Annotated in this window: 21 protein-coding genes and 1 tRNA gene; 9 read left to right on the top strand and 13 right to left on the bottom strand. The window is 69.4% G+C overall.

Annotation, left to right across the window (positions count from 1 at the left end):
* The first annotated feature begins 46 nt into the window (after positions 1–46).
* Complete coding sequence (locus tag MRBLWO14_RS14935) at positions 47–988, top strand: NADP-dependent oxidoreductase (RefSeq protein ID WP_341933899.1); 942 nt, start codon at positions 47–49, stop codon at positions 986–988.
* A gap of 54 nt (positions 989–1,042) precedes the next feature.
* Here the strand turns inward: MRBLWO14_RS14935 and MRBLWO14_RS14940 are convergent, their stop codons facing one another.
* Positions 1,043–1,537 carry a MarR family transcriptional regulator gene (locus tag MRBLWO14_RS14940; protein WP_096713740.1) on the bottom strand — a complete coding sequence of 165 codons (495 nt, stop codon included), beginning with the start codon at positions 1,535–1,537 and terminating at the stop codon, positions 1,043–1,045.
* 90 nt (positions 1,538–1,627) lie between these two features.
* Here MRBLWO14_RS14940 and MRBLWO14_RS14945 point away from each other — a divergent pair.
* The 6 genes from MRBLWO14_RS14945 to MRBLWO14_RS14970 all read left to right on the top strand — a co-directional run bounded on the left by MRBLWO14_RS14945 (position 1,628) and on the right by MRBLWO14_RS14970 (position 7,221).
* A tRNA-Gln gene (locus tag MRBLWO14_RS14945) sits at positions 1,628–1,699 on the top strand.
* 1 nt (position 1,700) lies between these two features.
* A complete protein-coding gene (glmU, locus tag MRBLWO14_RS14950; RefSeq protein WP_341933900.1) occupies positions 1,701–3,128 on the top strand; it encodes a bifunctional UDP-N-acetylglucosamine diphosphorylase/glucosamine-1-phosphate N-acetyltransferase GlmU in 1,428 nt (475 codons plus the stop codon).
* 8 nt (positions 3,129–3,136) lie between these two features.
* Complete coding sequence (locus tag MRBLWO14_RS14955; RefSeq protein WP_341933901.1) at positions 3,137–4,171, top strand: ribose-phosphate diphosphokinase; 1,035 nt, start codon at positions 3,137–3,139, stop codon at positions 4,169–4,171.
* Positions 4,172–4,266: 95 nt separating this feature from the next.
* Positions 4,267–4,728 (top strand): FMN-binding protein, encoded by a 462-nt coding sequence (locus MRBLWO14_RS14960; RefSeq protein ID WP_341933902.1) that lies wholly within the window; start codon positions 4,267–4,269, stop codon positions 4,726–4,728.
* A gap of 15 nt (positions 4,729–4,743) precedes the next feature.
* Positions 4,744–5,601 carry an FAD:protein FMN transferase gene (locus MRBLWO14_RS14965; RefSeq protein ID WP_341933903.1) on the top strand — a complete coding sequence of 286 codons (858 nt, stop codon included), beginning with the start codon at positions 4,744–4,746 and terminating at the stop codon, positions 5,599–5,601.
* Positions 5,602–5,646: 45 nt separating this feature from the next.
* Positions 5,647–7,221 carry a flavodoxin reductase gene (locus MRBLWO14_RS14970; RefSeq protein ID WP_341933904.1) on the top strand — a complete coding sequence of 525 codons (1,575 nt, stop codon included), beginning with the start codon at positions 5,647–5,649 and terminating at the stop codon, positions 7,219–7,221.
* On the opposite strand, the gene MRBLWO14_RS14975 is transcribed toward MRBLWO14_RS14970, so the two are convergent.
* The 4 genes from MRBLWO14_RS14975 to MRBLWO14_RS14990 all read right to left on the bottom strand — a co-directional run bounded on the left by MRBLWO14_RS14975 (position 7,215) and on the right by MRBLWO14_RS14990 (position 11,228).
* Positions 7,215–8,732: an ATP-binding protein gene (locus tag MRBLWO14_RS14975; RefSeq protein ID WP_341933905.1), complete on the bottom strand. Its 1,518-nt coding sequence runs from the start codon at positions 8,730–8,732 to the stop codon at positions 7,215–7,217. The genes MRBLWO14_RS14970 and MRBLWO14_RS14975 overlap by 7 nt on opposite strands.
* Positions 8,729–9,457 (bottom strand): response regulator transcription factor, encoded by a 729-nt coding sequence (locus MRBLWO14_RS14980; protein WP_096713734.1) that lies wholly within the window; start codon positions 9,455–9,457, stop codon positions 8,729–8,731. The genes MRBLWO14_RS14975 and MRBLWO14_RS14980 overlap by 4 nt, the downstream gene beginning before the upstream one ends.
* Before the next feature lie 111 nt (positions 9,458–9,568).
* Positions 9,569–11,023, bottom strand: coding sequence for an NADP-dependent phosphogluconate dehydrogenase (gndA, locus tag MRBLWO14_RS14985; RefSeq protein WP_341933906.1), 1,455 nt, complete (start codon positions 11,021–11,023; stop codon positions 9,569–9,571).
* 79 nt (positions 11,024–11,102) lie between these two features.
* Positions 11,103–11,228, bottom strand: coding sequence for a hypothetical protein (locus tag MRBLWO14_RS14990; RefSeq protein WP_256999418.1), 126 nt, complete (start codon positions 11,226–11,228; stop codon positions 11,103–11,105).
* A gap of 220 nt (positions 11,229–11,448) precedes the next feature.
* On the opposite strand from MRBLWO14_RS14990, the gene MRBLWO14_RS14995 reads away from it, so the two are divergent.
* Positions 11,449–12,072, top strand: coding sequence for a 50S ribosomal protein L25/general stress protein Ctc (locus MRBLWO14_RS14995; protein ID WP_341933907.1), 624 nt, complete (start codon positions 11,449–11,451; stop codon positions 12,070–12,072).
* Positions 12,073–12,179: 107 nt separating this feature from the next.
* Entirely contained in the window at positions 12,180–12,761 is a 582-nt protein-coding gene (gene pth / locus MRBLWO14_RS15000; protein WP_341933908.1) for an aminoacyl-tRNA hydrolase, read from the top strand.
* A gap of 128 nt (positions 12,762–12,889) precedes the next feature.
* Here the strand turns inward: pth and MRBLWO14_RS15005 are convergent, their stop codons facing one another.
* The 8 genes from MRBLWO14_RS15005 to sdhC form a co-directional block, all read right to left on the bottom strand.
* A complete protein-coding gene (locus MRBLWO14_RS15005; protein ID WP_341933909.1) occupies positions 12,890–13,636 on the bottom strand; it encodes a hypothetical protein in 747 nt (248 codons plus the stop codon).
* Positions 13,637–13,661: 25 nt separating this feature from the next.
* Positions 13,662–14,666, bottom strand: a complete 1,005-nt coding sequence (gene trpS, locus MRBLWO14_RS15010) for a tryptophan--tRNA ligase (protein WP_341933910.1) — start codon at positions 14,664–14,666, stop codon at positions 13,662–13,664.
* Between the two features lie 37 nt (positions 14,667–14,703).
* Positions 14,704–15,543 (bottom strand): exodeoxyribonuclease III, encoded by an 840-nt coding sequence (locus MRBLWO14_RS15015; protein WP_341933911.1) that lies wholly within the window; start codon positions 15,541–15,543, stop codon positions 14,704–14,706.
* Between the two features lie 10 nt (positions 15,544–15,553).
* The gene (locus tag MRBLWO14_RS15020) at positions 15,554–16,768 is read right to left on the bottom strand and encodes a YihY/virulence factor BrkB family protein (protein WP_341933912.1); all 1,215 of its coding nucleotides are present in this window, start codon (positions 16,766–16,768) and stop codon (positions 15,554–15,556) included.
* A gap of 84 nt (positions 16,769–16,852) precedes the next feature.
* Positions 16,853–17,620: a succinate dehydrogenase iron-sulfur subunit gene (locus MRBLWO14_RS15025; protein ID WP_341933913.1), complete on the bottom strand. Its 768-nt coding sequence runs from the start codon at positions 17,618–17,620 to the stop codon at positions 16,853–16,855.
* Positions 17,621–17,622: 2 nt separating this feature from the next.
* A complete protein-coding gene (gene sdhA, locus MRBLWO14_RS15030; protein WP_341933914.1) occupies positions 17,623–19,449 on the bottom strand; it encodes a succinate dehydrogenase flavoprotein subunit in 1,827 nt (608 codons plus the stop codon).
* A 20-nt stretch (positions 19,450–19,469) separates the two neighbouring features.
* A complete protein-coding gene (locus MRBLWO14_RS15035; RefSeq protein WP_341933915.1) occupies positions 19,470–19,913 on the bottom strand; it encodes a succinate dehydrogenase hydrophobic membrane anchor subunit in 444 nt (147 codons plus the stop codon).
* A complete protein-coding gene (gene sdhC, locus MRBLWO14_RS15040; RefSeq protein ID WP_096713723.1) occupies positions 19,913–20,347 on the bottom strand; it encodes a succinate dehydrogenase, cytochrome b556 subunit in 435 nt (144 codons plus the stop codon). Before sdhC ends, MRBLWO14_RS15035 begins: the two co-directional genes overlap by 1 nt.
* Between the last annotated feature and the right edge of the window lie 94 nt (positions 20,348–20,441).

A 20,441-nucleotide genomic window follows, 5' to 3' on the forward strand; every position in this document is an offset into this window, starting at 1 on the left:
GCTGATCTCTGCGATCAGATGATCCGCAGACCAGAAAGGCAAACCAGTGCGTTCAGCGAAGTACTCAGGCCCCGGCTCGGCCGCCGACGTGATCTCGATCGTCGAGGTCGAGACACCGACCCCGGGGCCCGGCCAGGTCCTCCTCCGGGTCGGAGCAGCCGGCCTCAACCCCGTCGACGTGAAGATCCGGGCGGCAGCGCACGACTTCGGCGTCATCCGCTACTCCGATCTCCCCGGGTGGGACGTCGCCGGCGTGATCGCCGAGGTCGGCCCCGAGGTCGCAGGCTGGGCGCCCGGCGACCGCGTCCACGCGCTCGCCGCCTTCCCCGACATCGCGCACACGCTGGCGGAGTACGCGCTCGTCTCCGCCAGCGACCTCGCCCCGATCCCGAGCACGTGGTCGACGGCGCAGGCCGGCGCCGCCCCGCTCGCTGTGCTCACGGCCTGGCAGGCGCTGGATGCCGCGGGGGTGCGCGACGGGCAGCGCGTCCTCGTCCTCGGCGGCGCCGGAGGCGTCGGTCACCTGGCGATCCAGCTCGCCGTCGCCCGCGGAGCAGAGGTCGTCACGACGGGCAGCCCGGCGAAGCACGAGCTGCTGCGGGGCTGGGGAGCGGCCGAGGTCGTCGACTACCGCGACGAGCAGGGCCTCGCCGCCATCGCCCCCGTCGACGCCGTGATCGTCACTGTCGACGCGACGCTCCCGCCGCGCGGTGCCGTGCGCGAGGGGACGTCGGTGATCACGATCACCGGCCTGTCCGCCGCGCAGACGGCCCAGCTCGGGGAATGGGGAGCATCGCCCGTGCAGCGCATCCTCGTCCATGCCGACGGCGCAGAGCTGTCGGAGATCGCGACGCTCGCCGAAGCGGGTCGCGTGAGCGTGCACCTCGACTCGAGCTATCCGCTCGACGAGCTCGCCGCGGCGCAGGAGCGGGTGGAGACGGGACGCTCGACGGGCAAGGTCGCCGTCATCGTCGATCCGGGGATCTGACGCGCCGCCCGGTGCGGGCCGGTACCGCCGGCCCGCACCGCCGTGCGGGTGCCGTCAGACGTCGAAGCTGAGGCTGAGCTTGCGCAGCAGTGCTGCGAGGCGGTCGCGGTCGCCACGCGAGAGCCCCTGCAGCAGGTCGGCCTCGACATCGACGAGACGTGTGATCGCGGCATCCACGCGGATGCGTCCGTCGTCGGTGAGCGTGACGAGCACGCTGCGTCCGTCGGCGGGATCGGCCTCTCGACGCACGAACCGCCGTCCGACGAGACGGTCGATGCGGTTGGTCATCGTGCCGCTGGAGACGAGCGTCTGCTGCAGCAGCTGTTTGGGCGAGAGCTGGAACGGCGAGCCGGCCCTACGCAGGGCGGAGAGCACGTCCCACTCCCACGGCTCGAGGTCGCTGCGTCGGAAGACATCGCGCCTGGCGCGGTCGAGCAGACGCGTGAGGCGGTCGACGCGCGACAGCACCTCCAGGGGGGAGAAGTCCAGATCGGGGCGCTGGGCGTTCCAGGCGCCGACGATGCGATCGACCTCATCCGCCTGGCTCATCCGTCCATTATCGCGGGTGGGCGCGCGATCGCCGCTGGCACACGGGCGGACGTGGCAGACTTGACGGGCGGCCGCCCCCGGGTGCCGCGGTCCGCCGTGGTGTAATGGCAGCACGACAGCCTTTGGAGCTGTGAGGTCTAGGTTCGAGTCCTGGCGGCGGAGCATGACAGGGAACAACCTCGCCATCATCGTCCTCGCCGCAGGACAGGGCACGCGTATGAAGTCCCGCCTTCCGAAGGTGCTGCACCCGATCGGCGGACGACCCCTCGTCGGCCACGTGCTGACCACCGCCGCGCGGCTCGCCGCCGACCACGTCGAGGTCGTCGTGCGTCACGAGCGCGACCAGGTGGTCGCCGCGCTGCGCGAGGACTATCCCGACGCCGTCTTCGTCGACCAGGACGACGTGCCGGGCACCGGCCGTGCCGTGCAGGTGGCGATCGACGCGATCCCCGACTTCCAGGGAGACGTGCTCGTGCTCTCCGGCGACTGCCCTCTGGCCGACGCCGACACCCTCGGCGCGTTCCTCGCCGAGCATCGGGATGCCGGAGCTGCGGCGACCCTGATGACGGCGGTCGTCGACGACCCGACCGGATACGGGCGAGTGATCCGCGATGCCGACGGCGGCGTCGACCGCATCGTGGAGCAGAAGGACGCGACCGCCGACGAAGCCGCCGTGCGCGAGATCAACGCGGGCATGTACGTGTTCCGTGCCGAGGTGCTGCGCCGCTACCTGCCCCAGGTCGGCGTCGACAACGCGCAGGGGGAGATGTACCTCACCGACGTGCCCGGTCTGCTGCGCGCCGCAGGCGACCGCGTCGCGGCATCCGTCGTCTCCGACGTGTCCGTGACGTTCGGCGTCAACGACCGCGCGCAGCTCGCGCTCGTCGGCCGTCTGCTGAACGAGCGCATCGTGCGCCGCTGGCAGCTCGAGGGGGTCACCGTCATCGACCCGGCCACCACCTGGATCGACGACGACGCGACGCTCGCACCCGACGTCACGATCCTCCCGAACACGCACATCCTGCGCGCCACGACCATCGCCGAGGGGGCGACCGTCGGCCCCGACACCACCCTCGTCGACTGCGAGGTGGGGGAGCGGGCGACCGTGCGCCGCACCGACGCGACCCTCGCCGTGATCGGCGCCGAGGCCACCGTCGGGCCGTTCTCGTTCCTGCGACCGGGCACCGTGCTCGGCGCCAAGGGCAAGATCGGCGCCTACGTCGAGACGAAGAACGCCGAGATCGGCGAGGGCAGCAAGGTGCCGCACCTGTCGTACGTCGGCGACGCCACGATCGGCCGGGGCGTGAACCTCGGCGCGAGCACCATCACCGCGAACTACGACGATGTGAACAAGCACCGCACCGTGGTCGAGGACGAGGTGCACACGGGCTCGCACACGACCCTGGTCGCGCCCGTTAGGCTGGGTGCTGGCGCCAAGACAGGTGCCGGCGCCGTCGTCCGCAAGGACGTCCCGGCCGGTGCCCTTGCCATGAGCGTCGCCCCCCAGCGCAACATCGAGGGCTGGGTCGAGAACAACAGGGCAGGCACGGGTGCGGCGGATGCCGCAGCACGGGCTCGGACGGCGGAGTAGGCGGACTGATGGCGCGCAAGAAGAAGACGGTCGACCTGGACCGGGACAACGGCATCGCGCCGGGTCTCGTCGCGAAGACCAAGAAGCGGCTCGTCGTCGCCGGTGGTCGATCGCACCCGGAGCTGACGGCCGCCGTCGCTGCGGCGCTCGGCACCGAGATCGCCCCGGTCGAGCACCGCACCTTCGCCTCCGGCGAGATCTACGCGCGGTTCGAGGTGTCGATCCGCGGGTGCGACCTCTTCCTCATCCAGACGTTCGGCGAGCCGGTGAACGAGTGGCTCATGGAGACGCTCATCATGATCGACGCCGCCAAGCGCGCGTCGGCCAAGCGCATCACGGTCGTCGCGCCGTACTATCCGTATTCGCGTCAGGACAAGAAGGGCCGCGGTCGTGAGCCGATCAGCGCCCGTCTCGTGGCCGACCTGCTGAAGACGGCGGGCGCCGACCGCGTCATGAGCGTCGACCTGCACGCCGCCCAGATCCAGGGCTTCTTCGACGGCCCCGTCGACCACCTGTTCGCGAAGCCCGTGCTGCTCGACCACTTCCAGCGCACGCTGAGCCCGGAGGACCGCGAGATCCTCACGGTCGTCTCGCCCGACATGGGCCGTGTCCGCGTCGCCGACACCTGGTCCGACAGCCTGGGTGCGCCCCTGGCCATCATCCACAAGCGCCGTGACCCGAAGGTCGCGAACCAGGTCTCGGTGCACGAGATCGTCGGCGCCGTCGAGGGGCGCACCTGCCTCCTCGTCGACGACATGATCGACACCGGCGGCACGATCGTGAAGGCCGCGCAGGCGCTCAAGGCCAACGGCGCGCATCGCGTGATCGTGGCCGCCACGCACGCGATCTTCAGCGACCCGGCGTCGGAGCGGCTGCAGGACGCCTCGATCGACGAGGTCGTCATCACCGACACGATCCCGCTCACGGAGTCGCGGCGCTGGGAGAAGCTCACGATCCTCCCGATCGCGCCGCTGCTGGCCCGCGCCATCCACGAGGTGTTCGAGGACGGCTCGGTCACGAGCATGTTCGGCGGCGACGCGTAGGCGACGCAGCGTCACGGCACAGCCGGTACATAGGACGCATCCCTACGGTCGATTCAACGACATGCAGTTGTCTCGAACAGAGCCGGAGGACCATCATGATCCGCACGACCGTACCGACCACTGTCCGCAAGGGTTCCGCGCTCCTCGGCGTCGCCGGACTCCTCGTCCTCGCCGGGTGCTCCGGCACCGGTGACGCGCAGTCGCCCTCGACCGGCGACAACGGAAGCACGCCGTCGTCGGACTCGGCCGCCACCGGTGGCGAGTACAAGGACGGCACATACGAGGCCGAGGGCTCGTACCAGACCCCCGAGACCGTCGAGACGATCTCGGTGTCGCTGACGATCGCCGACGGCGTCGTCGAATCCGTCGAGGTCACGGGCGACCCCAAGGCCCGCGAGACCGAGCAGTACCAGGGCCAGTTCATCGACGGCATCTCCGACGAGGTCGTGGGCAAGTCCCTCGACGACATCTCGGTGAGCCGCGTCGCCGGCTCCTCGCTCACGAGCGGCGGATTCAACGAAGCCGTCGCGTCGATCAAGGAGCAGGCCGCCGCCTGAGGCGCCTGACCCGCCATGGCCATCTGGCGCTTCGAGGCGATCGGCACGCGGTGGGAGATCGAGAGCGCGTCCGACCTCGACGACGCGTCGCGGCAGGCCGTGAGCGCGGAGATCGAGCGCTTCGATCGGGAGTGGTCGAGGTTCCGCGACGACTCGGGCGTCACGCGGGTCGGCCGCGAGGGCGGGTCGATCCGCTCACGCGATGCCGCCCCCATGCTCGACGCGTACCGCGACGCCTCGGCCGCGACGGGCGGTGCCGTGAACCCTCTCGTCGGCGACAGCCTCGCAGCCTTGGGCTATGACGCCGCATACACTCTCACGGCCGGCCCGCCGGTCGCCGCTCCCTCGGACTGGCAGCGACTCGTGCGCTGGACGGCGGCCGAGGCCACGGCATCCGCTCCCGCTCTGCTCGACGTCGGCGCTCTCGGGAAGGGCCGACTGGTGGACCTCGTGATCGACGTGCTGTCGCGTGTGCCCGGCGACCTCGTCGTCGACGCCGGCGGCGACATCCGGGCGCGCGGAGCCGGGGTGCGCATCGGCCTCGAGCACCCGTACGACCCGACCAAGGCGATCGGCGTCGTCGAGCTGCAGGATGCCGCGCTCTGCGCCTCGGCGGTCAACCGCCGCGCCTGGGGAGACGGCCTGCACCATGTGCTCGACGCGCGCACCGGCGTCCCCGTGCGCACCTGGGCGGCGACCTGGGCGATCGCCTCGGACGCGATGCGAGCGGATGCCGTCGCCACGGCGCTCTTCTTCGACGGCGGCACCGAGCTCGCCGCCGACTGGGGCGTGGAGTGGGTGCGCATGTCGACCGATGGGCGCGCCGAGCGCTCTGCGGGGTGCCCGGCCGAGCTGTTCTCCGTCAGGGCGTAGGGGCATGGCCCTCGGCGCCGTCATCGATCAGGGAAGAGGAGAACCGTGATCACCTCCCTCACCGCACTGCGGCAGCGCGTGCTGGCGTTCCTCGGCGGCATCTCGATGTACCGTCTCGTGCTGTTCGCCCTGCTCGCGCTCGCCGTGATCGCGATCGCGCTCTCGGCGCTCGGCGTGATCGTCTCGCCGACGCCCCTCGAGATCGTCGCGTCGTTCGCCGTGCTCGCGGTCGTCATCGCGGCCGTCGACGCCGCCGTGCAGCGCCTGCTCCGCCTCCCGTGGCGTCTCGAGTCCTCGCTGGTGACGGCTCTCATCCTGCTGTTCGTCCTGCGTCCGGGAGTCGAGGGCACCGCACTGCTGGGTCTCGCGATCGCCGGCGCCCTCGCGAGCCTGTCGAAGTACCTCATCGCGTGGCGTGGCCGACACATCCTCAACCCCGCCGCGTTCGGCGCGTCCGTCGTGTCGATCCTCGGGTCGTTCGGTGCTTTCGAGTGGCTGGGCACCTCGTCGTCGTGGTGGGTCGGCACGCCCTCGCTGTTCCTCCCCGTCGCGGTCCTCGGTCTCGCGGTGCTGTGGCGCACCGAGAAGGTGCGCATCGTGCTCGCCTTCCTCGTGATCGCGATCGCCGTGTCGGTGCTGCGGCAGGCGGTGCAGGCGCAGGAGTTCGCGATCGCGTTCGACCTCGGCACCGCGCTCTCGTTCGCCGTGCTGCAGTCGCCCTTCCTCTTCCTCGGCGCGTTCATGCTGTCGGAGCCCCTGACGATGCCGCCGAGGCGCTGGCAGCAGTTCTCGGTGGCCGCCCTGGTCGGTGTCCTCGCCGGGTGGCCCATCGCGATCGGGTCGCTGTTCACGCTCGGTCAGGAACGGGCCCTGCTCATCGGCAACCTGCTCGCCTTCGCCTTCGCACTGCGGGGGTCGGTACGTCTCGTGCTCGAGCAGCGGCGGTCGCTCACCCCCACGGCGCAGGAACTCACCTTCCGCGCCCGCGGAACCGTGCGCTTCCTTCCCGGCCAGTACCTCGAACTCGACGTGCCGCACCGGCGGCCCGACGCCCGAGGCACCCGACGCGAGTTCAGCATCGTCTCGGCGCCCGCCGACCTGCCGACACTGCGCATCGCGTACAAGGACGGCGATCAGCAGCATCCGTCGAGCTACAAGCGCGCCCTCGCGGCGGCCCAGCCGGGCGCCACACTCGCTGTGACGGGCACCTGGGGCGACTTCCTCCTCCCGCGCTCCGACGCGCCCGTGCTCATGGTGGCAGCGGGCATCGGCGTGACGCCGTTCGTGTCGCAGCTGCGGCAGCTGCACCAGACCGGTCGGCAGCGTGACGTGGTGCTCGTGTACGTCGCCGCCGACAGCGGCGAGCTGGCCTTCCGCGACGAGCTCGCGGCGACGGGTGCGCGGGTGGTCGTGTTCACCCGCGACGAGCCCGCCGACCTGCCCGCGCACTGGAGCTGGGCGCAGGGTGCGCGCCTCGACGGCGCCGGCCTCGATCAGTGGGTGCCGGACCTCGGCTCCCGCCACGCGTACATCTCCGGTCCGCCGCGGCTCATCGCCGACCTCGCCCCTGCGCTGCAGAAGGCCAGGTCGCTCACGACCGACGCGTTCGCCGGCTACTGATCCGAGGAGTCGTCGTCCGCGGGCGATTCGTGGTGCATCGGGATCCGCACCGTGAAGGTCGTGTCGCCGGGTTCGCTGTCGACGGTGATCTGCCCGCCGTGCCCCTCGACGATCGCCTTCACGATCGCGAGTCCGAGCCCGGTGCCGCCGGTCTGTCTGGCTCGCGAGGTGTCCGCCCTGGCGAACCGGGCGAACAGCTCGTCGCGCACACTCGGGTCGATGCCGGGGCCGTCGTCGTGCACGCGCAGCACCGCGTCGTCGCCCTCGCGGTCGACGCGCAGCGTGATGTGGGTGCCTGCCGGCGTGTGCGTGCGGGCGTTCGCGAGCAGGTTGGCGACCACCTGATGCATCCGGCCGGCATCGCCGACGATCACGAGCGGCTCGTCGGGCACCTCGATGTTCCAGTGGTGCTCCGGCGCCGTCGGCCGGGCGTCAGAGAGGCCCTCCAAGGCGAGCTGGGTGAGGTCGACGGTGCCGTGCACGAGTTCCCGGCCCTCGTCGAGCCGCGCGAGGAGCAGCAGATCCTCCACGAGCCGTGACATGCGCAGCGACTGCGCCTGGATGCGCTCGAGCGAGGTCGTGGTTCCCTCGATCGCCGCAGGCCCCTGCTGCTGGCTGAGGGCCTTGAGCGACAGTTCGGAGTACCCGCGGATGCTGGCGAGCGGCGTCCGCAGCTCGTGGCTCGCGTCCGCGACGAACCGTCGCATCCGCTCCTCGTTCTTCTGGCGTGCGGCCAGCGACGTGTTCACGTGATCGAGCAGCTTGTTCAACGATGCGCCGACGAGACCGGTCTCGGTGCGCGGATCGGCCTCGTAGGCAGGAACCCGTTCGGTGATCTCGACCTGGCCGCGATCCAGCTGCTGGTTCGCGACGCGGGTGGCGGTCGCCGCGACGGCCCGCAGCGGACGCAGGCTCACCCTGATCGTGATCGCTGTTGTCAGGGCGAGCAGGATCAGCCCGCCGAGAGTCGCGAGCACGATGACCGTCAGGAGGGTCGTGAGCTGATTCTGGATCTCGTCGCGCGGCAGACCCGTCACGACGGTCGCCCCGGTCTGCGGCGCGGTCGCCACGACGAGTCGATACGACCCGAGCCCGTCGATCGTCACGGTCGCGTTGGGGCCGCCGTGCAGACCTGTCTCGATCTGGTCGAGCTGCCTCGAGCTCAAGACCGATGGGCCGGTGCTCATCTCGTCCCGCGGACTGTTGAGGACCACGCCGCTGACGCCCGCCTGGTTCGACACCGCGACCAGTAGCCCCGACTCGGGTGAGGTGGTGGCTGAGAAGATGTCGGCTGCGGTGCCGATGTTCGAGGGGAACTTGTTGACCAGGTAGGTGAGCTGCCCGGCATACTGCTCGATCTTCTGGTCGAGCTGTCCCTCCAGGGTGCGGCCGAGGATCGCGCTCGTGATGATCGAGACGATCACGAGGATGAGCGACACGAACCCGATCACGGCCGTCATGAGCCGGGTCTGCAGGCTCATCGGCCGTGCCGCGAGTCGGGGAGTGGTCACTGAGGCGCCTTGATCATGTAGCCGACGCCGCGCACGGTGTGCAGCAGGGGAGTGCGGCCCGCGTCGATCTTCTTGCGGAGGTACGAGATGTACAGCTCGACCACCGAGGACTTGCCGCCGAAGTCGTAGCTCCACACCCGGTCGAGGATCTGCGCCTTCGACAGCACGCGCCGTTCGTTGCGCATGAGGAAGCGCAGCAGCTCGAACTCGGTGGCGGTCAGCTCGATCTCGGTGCCGTCGCGCACGACCTCGTGGCTGTCCTCGTTGAGCGAGAGGTCGGCGACGCGGAGGATCGACTGGCCGTCGTCGGCGGTGGCGTGCCCCGTGCGGCGGATGATCGCACGCAGGCGCGCGATCACCTCTTCGAGGCTGAAGGGCTTGGTGACGTAGTCGTCGCCGCCGGCGGTGAGGCCCGCGACGCGGTCGCCGACGGCATCCTTCGCGGTGAGGAACAGGACGGGCACCAGGTTCCCCGCCTCGCGGAGTCGCCGCAGCACCGACATGCCGTCGAGGTCGGGCATCATGATGTCGAGCACCAGGGCATCCGGCTCGAACTCGCGGGCGACCTGCAGGGCTTCGAGTCCCGAGGATGCGGTCCGCACCTCCCAGCCCTCCATCCGCAGGGCCATCGCGAGCAGGTCGGTGAGCATCTGCTCGTCGTCGACGGCGAGGATGCGCAGGGGGGAGCCGTCGGGGCGGCGCAGTTCGGGCAGATCGGTGCTCATGACTCCATTCTGCGGAATCTCCTATGTGATTTCTATGGAGAGCGTTATGCGTTGGCTGAGAACGACGAAGGCCCCGGATCCACGATCCGGGGCCCTCGTCAGCGGGTGCGCTCAGTGCGTGTCTTCCGCCTCGATCTCGGTGCGGTCGCCCGACCACTGCGTGTGGAAGGTGCCTTCCTTGTCGATGCGCTTGTAGGTGTGGGCGCCGAAGAAGTCGCGCTGGCCCTGCACGAGGGCTGCGGGCAGGCGGTCGGCGCGGATGCCGTCGTAGTACGACAGCGACGACGAGAACGCCGGGGCGGGGATGCCGGCCTGCGCGGCCGTGACGACCACGCGCCGCCACGCGGCCTGGCCGCGGGTCAGGGCCTCGGCGAAGTACGGCGCGGTCATCAGCACCGGCAGACCGGGCTCGGCCGCGTAGGCGTCGGCGATGCGGTTGAGGAACTGGGCGCGGATGATGCAACCGCCGCGCCAGATCTTCGAGATCGCGCCGAGGTCGATGTTCCAGTCGTACTCGGCGGCACCGGCACGGATCTCGTCGAAGCCCTGCGAGTAGGCGACGATCTTCGAGGCGTACAGGGCGAGGCGCACGTCCTCGATGAAGGCGTCGACGTCTTCCGGGGCGACGGTGAACTCGTCGTCGGGGCCGGGGAGGGCGGATGCGACGGCGCGCTGCTCGGGGTGCGAGGAGAGCGAGCGCGCGAAGGTGGCCTCGGCGATGCCCGAAACCGGGACGCCCAGCGACAGGGCGGTCTGCACGGTCCACGCGCCGGTGCCCTTGGCGCCCGCCTGGTCGAGGATGACGTCGACGAGCGGCTTGCCGGTCTCGGCGTCCACCTGGCGGAGCACCTCGGCGGTGATCTCGATCAGGTACGACTCGAGTTCGCCCCGGTTCCAGTCGGCGAAGATCTCGGCGATCTCGGCGGGGCTCTTGCCGGTGCCGCGGCGGATGAGGTCGTAGGCCTCGGCGATGAGCTGCATGTCGGCGTACTCGATGCCGTTGTGCACCATCTTGACGAAGTGCCCGGCGCCGTCGTGGCCGACGTGCGTGACGCAGGGCTCGCCCTCCGCGATCGCCGCGATGGACTTCAGGATCGGACCGAGCGTGACCCACGACTCGTCCGAGCCGCCGGGCATGATCGACGGGCCCGTCAGGGCGCCCTCTTCGCCGCCGGAGATGCCGGCGCCGACGAAGTTCACGCCCGTCTCGCGGACGGCCTTCTCGCGGCGGATCGTGTCGGGGAAGTAGGCGTTGCCGCCGTCGACGATGATGTCGCCCGGCTCGAAGACCTCGAGGAGCGAGTCGATCACGGCATCCGTCGGGCGGCCGGCCTTGACCATGATGATCGCGGTCCGCGGCTTCTGCAGCGAGTCGGCGAACTCCCGGTAGGTCTGCGCGGGGAGGAAGCCGGCCTCGGGGTGCTCGGAGACGAGCGTCTCGGTCTTCTCGTAGCTGCGGTTGAAGATCGCCACCGTGTTGCCCTCGCGGCTGGCGAGGTTGCGGGCGAGGTTCGACCCCATGACGGCGAGTCCGACGACTCCGATGTTGGCTGATGCTTCGGGCACAGAGGGCTCCTCGATCGTGAAGGTTGGGATGCCTTCAGATTATCGCGGTGCGCGGGGCCCGGCCGCGTCTGTGTCGGCGTCAGTCCTTGCGGTAGCCGGAGCGGCCCAGCGAGAAGAGGGCCCCGAAGGTGGCGGCGGCCGCGCACACCGTCATCGCGCCGATGACCCAGGCGATCACGTGGGAGAAGAAGGCGCCGTCGAACATGGGGACTCCGTTTTCTGCAGAAGGGACCGGTGTCCTCAGCCTAACGGGTCGTTTGCTACCATGAGGGGAGTACCTCGGCGAGGGATGCTTCTGCGCGTGCGCAGCACATCCGTTATCGACGCGGCGAAGCAAGCCCGGTGGCTTCCCTCACGTGTCTGCGTTCGAGAACAATTCCAAGACCACCGCGCAGCCTCGCTGCGTGCCCCGAAGGAGAACCCCCATGTCTGAAGACACCAAGGTCGTCGCCGAGCTCCGCGAGAGCTTCGGCAAGGGCTTCGCCCGTCGCCTCCGCGCCGCCGGCAAGATCCCCGCCGTCATCTACGGTCACGGCACCGAGCCCGTGCACGTGGCTCTGCCCGGCCACCAGGTCTCGCTGATCATCCGTCGCGCCAACGCACTGCTCGAGCTCGACATCGCGGGCAAGGAGCAGCTCGCGCTGGTCAAGGACGTCCAGAAGGACCCGGTGCACCAGATCATCGAGCACATCGACCTGCTCGTCGTGAAGAAGGGCGAGAAGGTCACGATCGACGTCCCCGTCGTCGTCACGGGGGAGCCCTTCGCCGGCACCATCGCCACGCTCGACGCGACCACGCTGTCGATCGAGGCCGAGGCCACGCACATCCCCGAGAACGTCGAGGTCTCCGTCGAGGGTCTCGAGGAGGGCGCGCACATCACGGCCGCCGACGTCACGCTCCCCAAGGGCTCGACCCTGCTCACCGACCCCGAGGTCCTGGTCGTCGCCGTGTCGGTGCCGGTCCTCGAGGTCGAGGCGGACGAGACCGCGGAGGAGCCCGCCGAGGGCGAGACCGAGGAAGAGGCCGCCCAGGAGGACGCCGCGGAGTAATCTCCGACAGCTTCAGAACGGAGGGGACGCGAGGTCATCGCGTCCCCTCCGTCGTATCCCGATCCGGACCGCGGAGCGCACGGTCCGACCCCCGAGAGGACGACGACATGGCATCCACCTGGCTCGTGGTGGGGCTCGGCAACCCCGGCCCGCGATATGAGGCCACCCGGCACAACATCGGGCAGATGGTCGTCGACGAGCTCGCCGCGCGACGCGGCGAGACCTTCCGCGAGCACAAGGCTGGGGCGCGAGTCGTCGAGACGTGGCTGCGACCCGGGGCAGACAAGCTCGTGCTCGCGAAGCCGAACACTTTCATGAACGTCTCGGGGACGCCCGTCGCCGCCCTCGCGCGCTTCTACTCCGTGCCGCCGGAGCGCGTCATCGTCGTGCACGACGAACTCGACATCCCCTTCGACACGATCAAGCTCAAGACGGGCGGCGGCCACGGCGGACACAACGGCGTGCGCGACATCGCGAGCGCCATCACGACGCCGGACTTCCCGCGGGTGCGGGTCGGAATCGGACGCCCTCCCGGTCGACAGGACCCGGCGGATTGGGTGCTGTCGCCGTTCGGCAAGGACGAGCGCGCGAACCTTCCTCTCCTGGTGTCGGACGGTGCGGACGCCGTCGAGCTGCTCGTCGCAGAGGGACTCGTCGCTGCGCAGCAGAAGCACCACGCGCCGCGCTGAACCTCTCGAGCGGAGCCTGAGACCAGGATCTCCCGAGATCAGGAGGATACCGGCTGAAAGCTCCTGATCTCAGCGCATGCTCCTGATCCCGGTAGCCGCCCGCCATCGGAGCGGGTGGGGGACTGGTTTCAGGTCGTCGGCAGGAAGCCCGCAGCGGTCCCCGTGGAGACCGCGAACAGCAGCACGACCCAGAAGATGATCGGTCCGAGGGCCGCGACGACGAGCGCGGCGATGCCGGCGCCGCGTCCCTGATTGCGGCGGATGGCGATGATGCCGACGACGATCGCCGCGATCCCGAGGATCGTTCCGGTCCAGAACGAGATCTCGGCCCAGAGCACCTGGTCGCGGGCGGGGGACAGCAGCGACAGGAAGTCGGGGTCCGTGGTGTCGAGGCCGCTGGGAATGCGGCGTCCGATCTCGTAGCCGGCGACGCCGACCACGATCGGCGTCACCACGGAGGACACGGCGGCGAAGATCAGCGACAGGATGCCGAGCAGTGCCGACTTCTTCTCGGTCGGGCGAGGCACCTGGTACGCGCCGGACGGAGCGGCGTACCCTCCGACCGGTACCTGATACGCCCCGGGGGGAGCGACCTGCGGGAACCCGGGTCCGCCGGGAGCGGGGAACGGCGGAGCACCGGCCGCGGCGGATGCCGACGGGACGCCCGGCGGCAGGGGCGCCTGCGCGGGAGCGGCCGGGTGGGCGGCGGGTGCCGCGTAGGACGGGGGAGCGGCGTAGGCCGGCGGGGCCTGAGGTGCCGGCGGAGCCTGTGATGCGGGCGGTGCCTGTGATGCGGGAGGCGCCGGAGGGTACGCGGCGGGTGCCGGAGGCACTGGGGGGACGTCACCGTACGGGGGCTGCTGCGGATCGCTCACGCCCCCATCCTAGGTGCGCCCCGGTTCAGACTCGGCGCAGCAGGCCGACGCGGTCGTACACGGTCGCGAGGGTCGCGTCGGCGACCTCGTCGGCTCGTGCGGCGTTCGAGGCGAGGATGCGGTCGAGCTCGGCCGGGTCGTCGAGCAGCTCCAGCGCGCGAGCGCGCACGGGTTCGAACTCGTTCACGATGACCTCGGCGAGACCCTTCTTGAAATCCCCGTAGCCGCGGCCGGCGTACTCGTCTTCGATCGACGCCACCTGGCGACCCGTGAGGGCCGCGTATATGGTCAGGAGGTTCGAGACGCCGGGCTTGTTCTCGCGGTCGAAGCGCACTGATCCCTCGTTGTCGGTGACGGCGCGCATGATCTTCTTCGCGGACTTCGCCGGGTCGTCGAGCATCCACAGCACGCCGGCGTCGCTCTCAGCCGACTTGGACATCTTCGACGTCGGGTTCTGCAGGTCGTAGATGCGAGCGGTGTCCTTCTGGATCACCGGCTTCGGCACGACGAAGGTCTCGCCGAAGCGAGAGTTGAAGCGCTCGGCAAGGTCACGCGTGAGCTCGACGTGCTGCTTCTGATCGTCGCCGACGGGTACCACGTCAGTCTGGTAGAGCAGGATGTCCGCGGCCATGAGCACCGGGTAGGTGAACAGGCCGACACTCGTGGAGTCCGCGCCGTAGCGAGCTGACTTGTCCTTGAACTGCGTCATCCGGCCCGCTTCACCGAAGCCGGTGATCGTCGAGAGGATCCAGGCGAGCTCGGCGTGAGCGCGGACGTGCGACTGCACGTACAGCGTCGACTGCGAGGGCTCGATGCCGGCAGCGATGTACTGCGCGGCGGTCCGCCGGGTCTTCTCTCGGAGCTCCGCCGGGTCCTGGGCGACGGTGATCGCGTGCAGGTCGACGACGGAGAAGAACGCGTCGAACGATGTCTGCAGGTCCCGCCACTGCAGCAGCGCCCCGATGTAGTTGCCGATCTGAAGGGAGTCGGCTGAGGGCTGCATTCCGGAGTAGAGACGAGGCTTGGTCACGGTATCAATCCTATGGGCGACGGCATCGCCCGAGAGTTCAGTAGGTGTAGTCGACGACGACGGGCGCGTGGTCGCTCCACCGCTGGTCGTACGCTGCCGCGCGGGCGACGTGGTAGGCGGTGACGCGCTCGGCGAGCGCCGGAGTGGCGAGGTGGTAGTCGATGCGCCATCCCGAGTCGTTGTCGAACGCCTGCCCGCGCATCGACCACCACGTGTACGGGCCCTCGACCTCGCCGTGGAAGCGCCGGCCCACATCGACCCACCCGAGCCCCGGGCCGGTCGTGCCGTCGACCCCCTCGACCTGTTCGCCGGCAGGACCAAGGAAGCGATCGAAGTACGCGCGTTCGCGCGGGAGGAAGCCGGCCTTCTTGCGGTTGCCCCGCCAGTTCTTGATGTCGAGCTCGCGGTGCCCGACGTTGAGGTCGCCGGTCACGAGGGCGAGGGCGTCATCCTGTCCGAGCTCGGCGAGCCGCACCCCGAATGCGTCGAGGAACTTCCACTTCTCCTCCTGCTTCGGAGTGTCGGCCTCGCCCGAGTGCACGTACGCGCTCACGACGGTGAGCGGCCGGTCGCCGATCAGGAAGTCGGCTTCGATCCACCGGCCCTTCGAATCGAACTCGGCCGGGCCGAAGTCGGTGCGGGAGGCGAGAGCGGGAACACGACTCGCGATCGCGACGCCCGCTCGGCCCTTGGCGCTCGCCTCGTCGTGCACGAAGGTCCACCCGGGGAGCGCTGCCTCGAGGTGCTCGTCCTGCCCGCGCACCTCTTGGAGGGTGAGCACGTCGACGTCTGCGGCATCGAGCCACGAGCTCATCCCGTTGCGGGCCGCCGCCCTGATCCCGTTGACGTTGACAGAGGCGATACGCAGATGAGGCATGATCCCCAGCCTAACGAGCGCCTCCGACATCGCGGGGCGGACGGTCCCGCTCAGCGCGCAGCCGCTGCACGAACGTCGGTGGAGGGTCGGGGAGGGGAGGAGCTGTCGCTCGGAGCTCGTCCAGCTCCGCCTCGGCGACGCGGACGCCGTGCGCCGTCGTCCAGGTCCGGAACCAGGGCGCCGAGTCATGCTCCTCGACGGCCTCGCGCAGGCGGATCTCCGCCGCAGCGATCAGAGTGCGGTGCTCGGCGGCGCGCCGCTCGGCATCCGTCTCGTGCATCAACGGGAGGTCGCGATCCCGCGCTGCGACGGCGATCCACGAGGAGGCGACCAGCATCACCACGCCGTTGACGCGGAACCACAGCAGGAGGCCGATGAAGATGGCGAACGTGGCCAGCAGGGGGTTGCTCGGGGTGTAGCTCAGCAGGAACCCGGCTCCGTACTGGAGCACTGTCATCGCCGCTCCGCCGAGGAGGGCACCCGGCCAGATCGTCCGCCAGGCGAGGGAGGTACCCGTCAGGAACCGCACCATCGCCGCCAGCGCCCCTGAGAGCAGCGCGAAAGACACCACCACGGTGCCGAGACGGATGCTCAGGGTCAGTCCGGTCGACCCGGTGTCCCACCCGACGAGACCGAGCAGCCAGCTGAGAGCCGCTGCGCTCGCCGAGCTGAGCAGGGATCCCGCCAGCAGGGCGATGCCGAAGATGAGCGCTGCGAGGAGATCGCGCGCCTTCAGCATCACATAACTCCGCAGATCCGGCGGAAGCCCGAAGATGTCTCGAGTCGCCCGACGCGAGAACGTCACCCATCCGATGGCCGTCCAGATGACCGTGCCCAGCGCGATGAGGCCGGTGACGCTGAGCACGCCGGTGGTACTCGCGGCGATCTCCTGCGCCTGATCGGGGGTGAAGAGTCCGCCCTCGTCCTGGATGAGGTTCGGGATGTAGCTGTTGATCACGTCGATCAGGGCGTCGACGGCTTCTTCGCTCGCTCCGAGCCAGAGGCCGGCGACGGCGAACGCGAGGTAGATCGCGGCGAAGATGGCGAACAGGGCCTGATAGCTGACGCCCGCGGCGAGCAGAAAGCCGTTGTGCTGCAGGAAGTGCCGCCAGACCCGCACCGGGAACAGTCCGAGCGTGCGTCGGGTCAGTGTCGTCGCGCGCTGCACGGCGGCGTCGATCCGCCCCGCCTCGGGCTCGCCTACTGCTCGATCTCGGTCCGACACGTCTTCACCCTATCGGCGGATGCGGGCGGAAAAAGCAGACGGGCGGCCTCCCGAAGGAGACCGCCCGCCCGACAGTTGAAGCCGTCAGGGGCGACCGCGAAGCACGGCCTGCTTGACCTCGGCGATGGCCTTGGTGACCTCGATGCCACGGGGGCACGCCTCGGAGCAGTTGAAGGTCGTGCGGCAGCGCCAGACGCCCTCCTTGTCGTTGAGGATGTCGAGGCGGACGTCCGCGTTGTCGTCACGGGAGTCGAAGATGAAGCGGTGCGCGTTCACGATCGCGGCCGGGCCGAAGTACTGTCCGTCGGTCCAGAACACGGGGCACGACGAGGTGCACGCGGCGCAGAGGATGCACTTCGTGGTGTCGTCGAAGATCTCGCGGTCGGCGATCGACTGGGTGCGCTCCTTGCCCTTCTCCGGCACGGAGTTCGCGACGAGGAACGGCTGGACCTCGCGGTACGACGCGAAGAACGGCTCCATGTCGACGACGAGGTCCTTCTCCAGCGGCAGGCCCTTGATCGCCTCGACGTAGATCGGCTTCGAGATGTCGAGGTCCTTGATCAGCGTCTTGCAGGCGAGGCGGTTGCGACCGTTGATGCGCATGGCGTCGGAGCCGCAGATGCCGTGGGCGCACGAGCGGCGGAACGTGAGCGAGCCGTCGACCTCCCACTTGATCTTGTGCAGCGCGTCGAGCACACGGTCGGTGGAGTAGAGCTCCACGTCGTAGTCGACCCAGTGCGGCTCCGCGTCGACCTCGGGGTCGAAGCGGCGGATGTTGAACGTGACGATGAAGGACTGGATGCCGGTGTCCTCCGTGGCCTCTGCGGGGGCCTCGGCGAGTGCGTTCGACATTCTCAGTACTTCCTCTCCATCGGCGGGTAGTTCAACTCGCCCTGCTCGTTCTTGGTGAAGACGACGGGCTTCCAGGCGAGCTTGATGTGGTCGCTCGGGTCAGAGGAATGCGGGTCGCCCGTGAGGTACGCCATCGTGTGCTGCATGTAGTTCTCGTCGTCGCGCTTCGGGAAGTCGTCGCGCATGTGGCCGCCGCGGCTCTCCTCGCGGTTCTGCGCCGCGTAGACCACGACCTCGGCGATGTCGAGCAGGAAGCCCAGCTCGACCGCCTCGAGGAGGTCGGTGTTGAATCGCTGACCCTTGTCGTCGACGTGCACGTTCTTGTACCGCTCGCGCAGCTCGGCGATGACGCCGAGGACGTGCTGCAGCGACTCGTGCGTGCGGAACACCTGCGCGCCCTTGTCCATCTCGTCCTGCAGCGTCTTGCGCAGCACGGCGATGCGCTCGGTGCCCTGGTTGTTGCGCAGGCCCTCGAGCATGTCGGAGACGAACGCCGCGGGGTTCTCGGGCAGCGGGACGAAGTCCGCGGTCTTGACGTACTCGACCGCGTTGCGACCGGAGCGCTTGCCGAAGACGTTGATGTCGAGCAGCGAGTTCGTGCCGAGGCGGTTCGCGCCGTGCACCGAGACGCACGCGCACTCGCCGGCGGCGTACAGGCCGGGGACGACGGTGTCGTTGTCGGCGAGCACCTCGCCGTTGTTGTTGGTGGGGATGCCGCCCATGGCGTAGTGGGCGGTCGGCATCACCGGCACCGGTTCGACGACCGGGTCGACGCCGAGGTAGGTGCGCGCGAACTCGGTGATGTCGGGGAGCTTGGTCTCGAGGACCTCGGCTCCGAGGTGCGTGCAGTCCAGCAGCACGTAGTCCTTGTGCGGACCGGCGCCGCGGCCCTCCGCGACCTCCTGCACCATGCAGCGCGCCACGATGTCTCGGGGAGCGAGGTCCTTGATGGTGGGGGCGTAGCGCTCCATGAACCGCTCGCCGGAGGCGTTGCGGAGGATCGCGCCCTCGCCGCGCGCACCCTCGGTGAGGAGGATGCCGAGACCGGCGAGACCGGTCGGGTGGAACTGGAAGAACTCCAGGTCCTCCAGAGGGAGGCCCTTGCGCCAGACGATGCCGACGCCGTCACCGGTGAGGGTGTGCGCGTTCGAGGTGGTCTTGAAGATCTTGCCGAAGCCGCCGGTGGCGAAGATCACGGCCTTCGACTGGAAGACGTGCAGCTCGCCGGTCGACAGGTCGTAGGCGACGACACCCGCGACCTGCGTCTTGCCCGCGGCATCCTTCACCGTGATGAGGTCGAGCACGTAGAACTCGTTGAAGAAGTTGATGCCGAGCTTGACGCAGTTCTGGAACAGCGTCTGCAGGATCATGTGTCCCGTGCGGTCGGCGGCGTAGCAGGCGCGGCGCACGGGCGTCTTGCCGTGCTCGGCGGTGTGCCCGCCGAAGCGGCGCTGGTCGATCTTGCCCTCGGGCGTGCGGTTGAAGGGGAGGCCCATGTTCTCCAGGTCGATGACCGCGTCGATCGCCTCCTTGGCGAGGATCTCGGCCGCGTCCTGGTCGACGAGGTAGTCGCCGCCCTTGACCGTGTCGAAGGTGTGCCACTCCCAGCTGTCCTCCTCGACGTTCGCGAGGGCCGCCGCCATGCCGCCCTGCGCTGCGCCGGTGTGCGAGCGCGTCGGGTAGAGCTTGGAGATCACGGCGGTCTTCGCGCCGGGACCGGCCTCGATCGCGGCGCGCATTCCCGCGCCGCCGGCGCCGACGATGACGATGTCGAACTGGTGGTAGTGCACGCCGTCGCGCACGAAGGAGTCCTGGGTCTCTGTAGTCACTTCTTCTTATGCCTTCTCTTCTACTTGCCCAGCGTCTGGCACTGTTCCCACAGCGTGCTCGACTCGGTCACTCCGAGGCACGGGTCGAACGTGAAGACCACGAGGGTGCCGAGGATGATGAGCAGTGCGGCCGACAGGCCGAGGGCCCAGATCAGCGCCTTGCGCGCGGTGGCGTTGGTGACGTAGTCATTGACGATCGTGCGCATGCCGTTCGCGCCGTGGATCAGCGCCAGCCACAGCATCAGCACGTCCCACCACTGCCAGAACGGGGTGGCGAACTTGCCCGCGATGAACGCGAAGTCGAGGGCGTGGATGCCCTCGCCGACCATGAGGTTGATGAACAGGTGGCCGAAGATGAGGATCACGAGCACCATGCCCGAGACCCGCATGAAGACCCAGCCCCACTTCTCGAGGTTGACTCCGCGGCGTGCACGGGTGGGGGCGGCGACGGTCTGAGCGGTCATCAGTGTCCTCCTCCGAAGCCGGCGAACGCGAGCATGAGGTGGCGCGGCACGAAGCCCGCCATGATGATGCCCCACACCAGCAGCACGCCCCAGAAGAGCTGACGCTGGTAGCGGGCGCCCTTCGACCAGAAGTCGACCGCGATGATGCGCAGACCGTTCATGGCGTGGAAGACGATGCCCGCGACGAGCACGACCTCGCCGAGCGCCATGACCGGGTTCTTGTACGTGCCGATGACGGCGTCGTACGCCTCCGGCGACACCCTGATGAGTGCCGTGTCGAGCACGTGCACCAACAGGAAGAAGAAGATGGCGACTCCGGTGATGCGGTGAAGCACCCACGACCACATGCCTTCGCGACCTCGGTAGAGGGTGCCGCGGGGGGTCTTTGACGTGGTTTCCGAAATCGACGGTGTCAAGCGAGCGCTTGTGGACACGGTCGTCCTCCCTGGATCGATGTGACTCGGTCGCGTGCGCTGCGTGGTCCGGGCAGGATCCCGTCATCGCGAGGCACGGCCGATCGGAGTCCAT

The organism is Microbacterium sp. LWO14-1.2 (assembly GCF_038397715.1).
In the GTDB taxonomy this organism is placed as follows: Bacteria; Actinomycetota; Actinomycetes; order Actinomycetales; family Microbacteriaceae; genus Microbacterium.

Coding starts and splice junctions, on each gene's coding strand:
- MRBLWO14_RS14990 (WP_256999418.1), bottom strand. CDS start 11,228: ATGTTCGACGGCGCCTTCTTCTCCCACGTGATCGCCTGGGTCATCGGC.
- pth (WP_341933908.1), top strand. CDS start 12,180: ATGGCATCCACCTGGCTCGTGGTGGGGCTCGGCAACCCCGGCCCGCGA.
- MRBLWO14_RS14995 (WP_341933907.1), top strand. CDS start 11,449: ATGTCTGAAGACACCAAGGTCGTCGCCGAGCTCCGCGAGAGCTTCGGC.
- MRBLWO14_RS15025 (WP_341933913.1), bottom strand. CDS start 17,620: ATGTCGAACGCACTCGCCGAGGCCCCCGCAGAGGCCACGGAGGACACC.
- MRBLWO14_RS14955 (WP_341933901.1), top strand. CDS start 3,137: ATGGCGCGCAAGAAGAAGACGGTCGACCTGGACCGGGACAACGGCATC.
- MRBLWO14_RS14980 (WP_096713734.1), bottom strand. CDS start 9,457: ATGAGCACCGATCTGCCCGAACTGCGCCGCCCCGACGGCTCCCCCCTG.
- MRBLWO14_RS14965 (WP_341933903.1), top strand. CDS start 4,744: ATGGCCATCTGGCGCTTCGAGGCGATCGGCACGCGGTGGGAGATCGAG.
- glmU (WP_341933900.1), top strand. CDS start 1,701: ATGACAGGGAACAACCTCGCCATCATCGTCCTCGCCGCAGGACAGGGC.
- MRBLWO14_RS14960 (WP_341933902.1), top strand. CDS start 4,267: ATGATCCGCACGACCGTACCGACCACTGTCCGCAAGGGTTCCGCGCTC.
- MRBLWO14_RS15035 (WP_341933915.1), bottom strand. CDS start 19,913: ATGACCGCTCAGACCGTCGCCGCCCCCACCCGTGCACGCCGCGGAGTC.
- MRBLWO14_RS15015 (WP_341933911.1), bottom strand. CDS start 15,543: ATGCCTCATCTGCGTATCGCCTCTGTCAACGTCAACGGGATCAGGGCG.
- MRBLWO14_RS14940 (WP_096713740.1), bottom strand. CDS start 1,537: ATGAGCCAGGCGGATGAGGTCGATCGCATCGTCGGCGCCTGGAACGCC.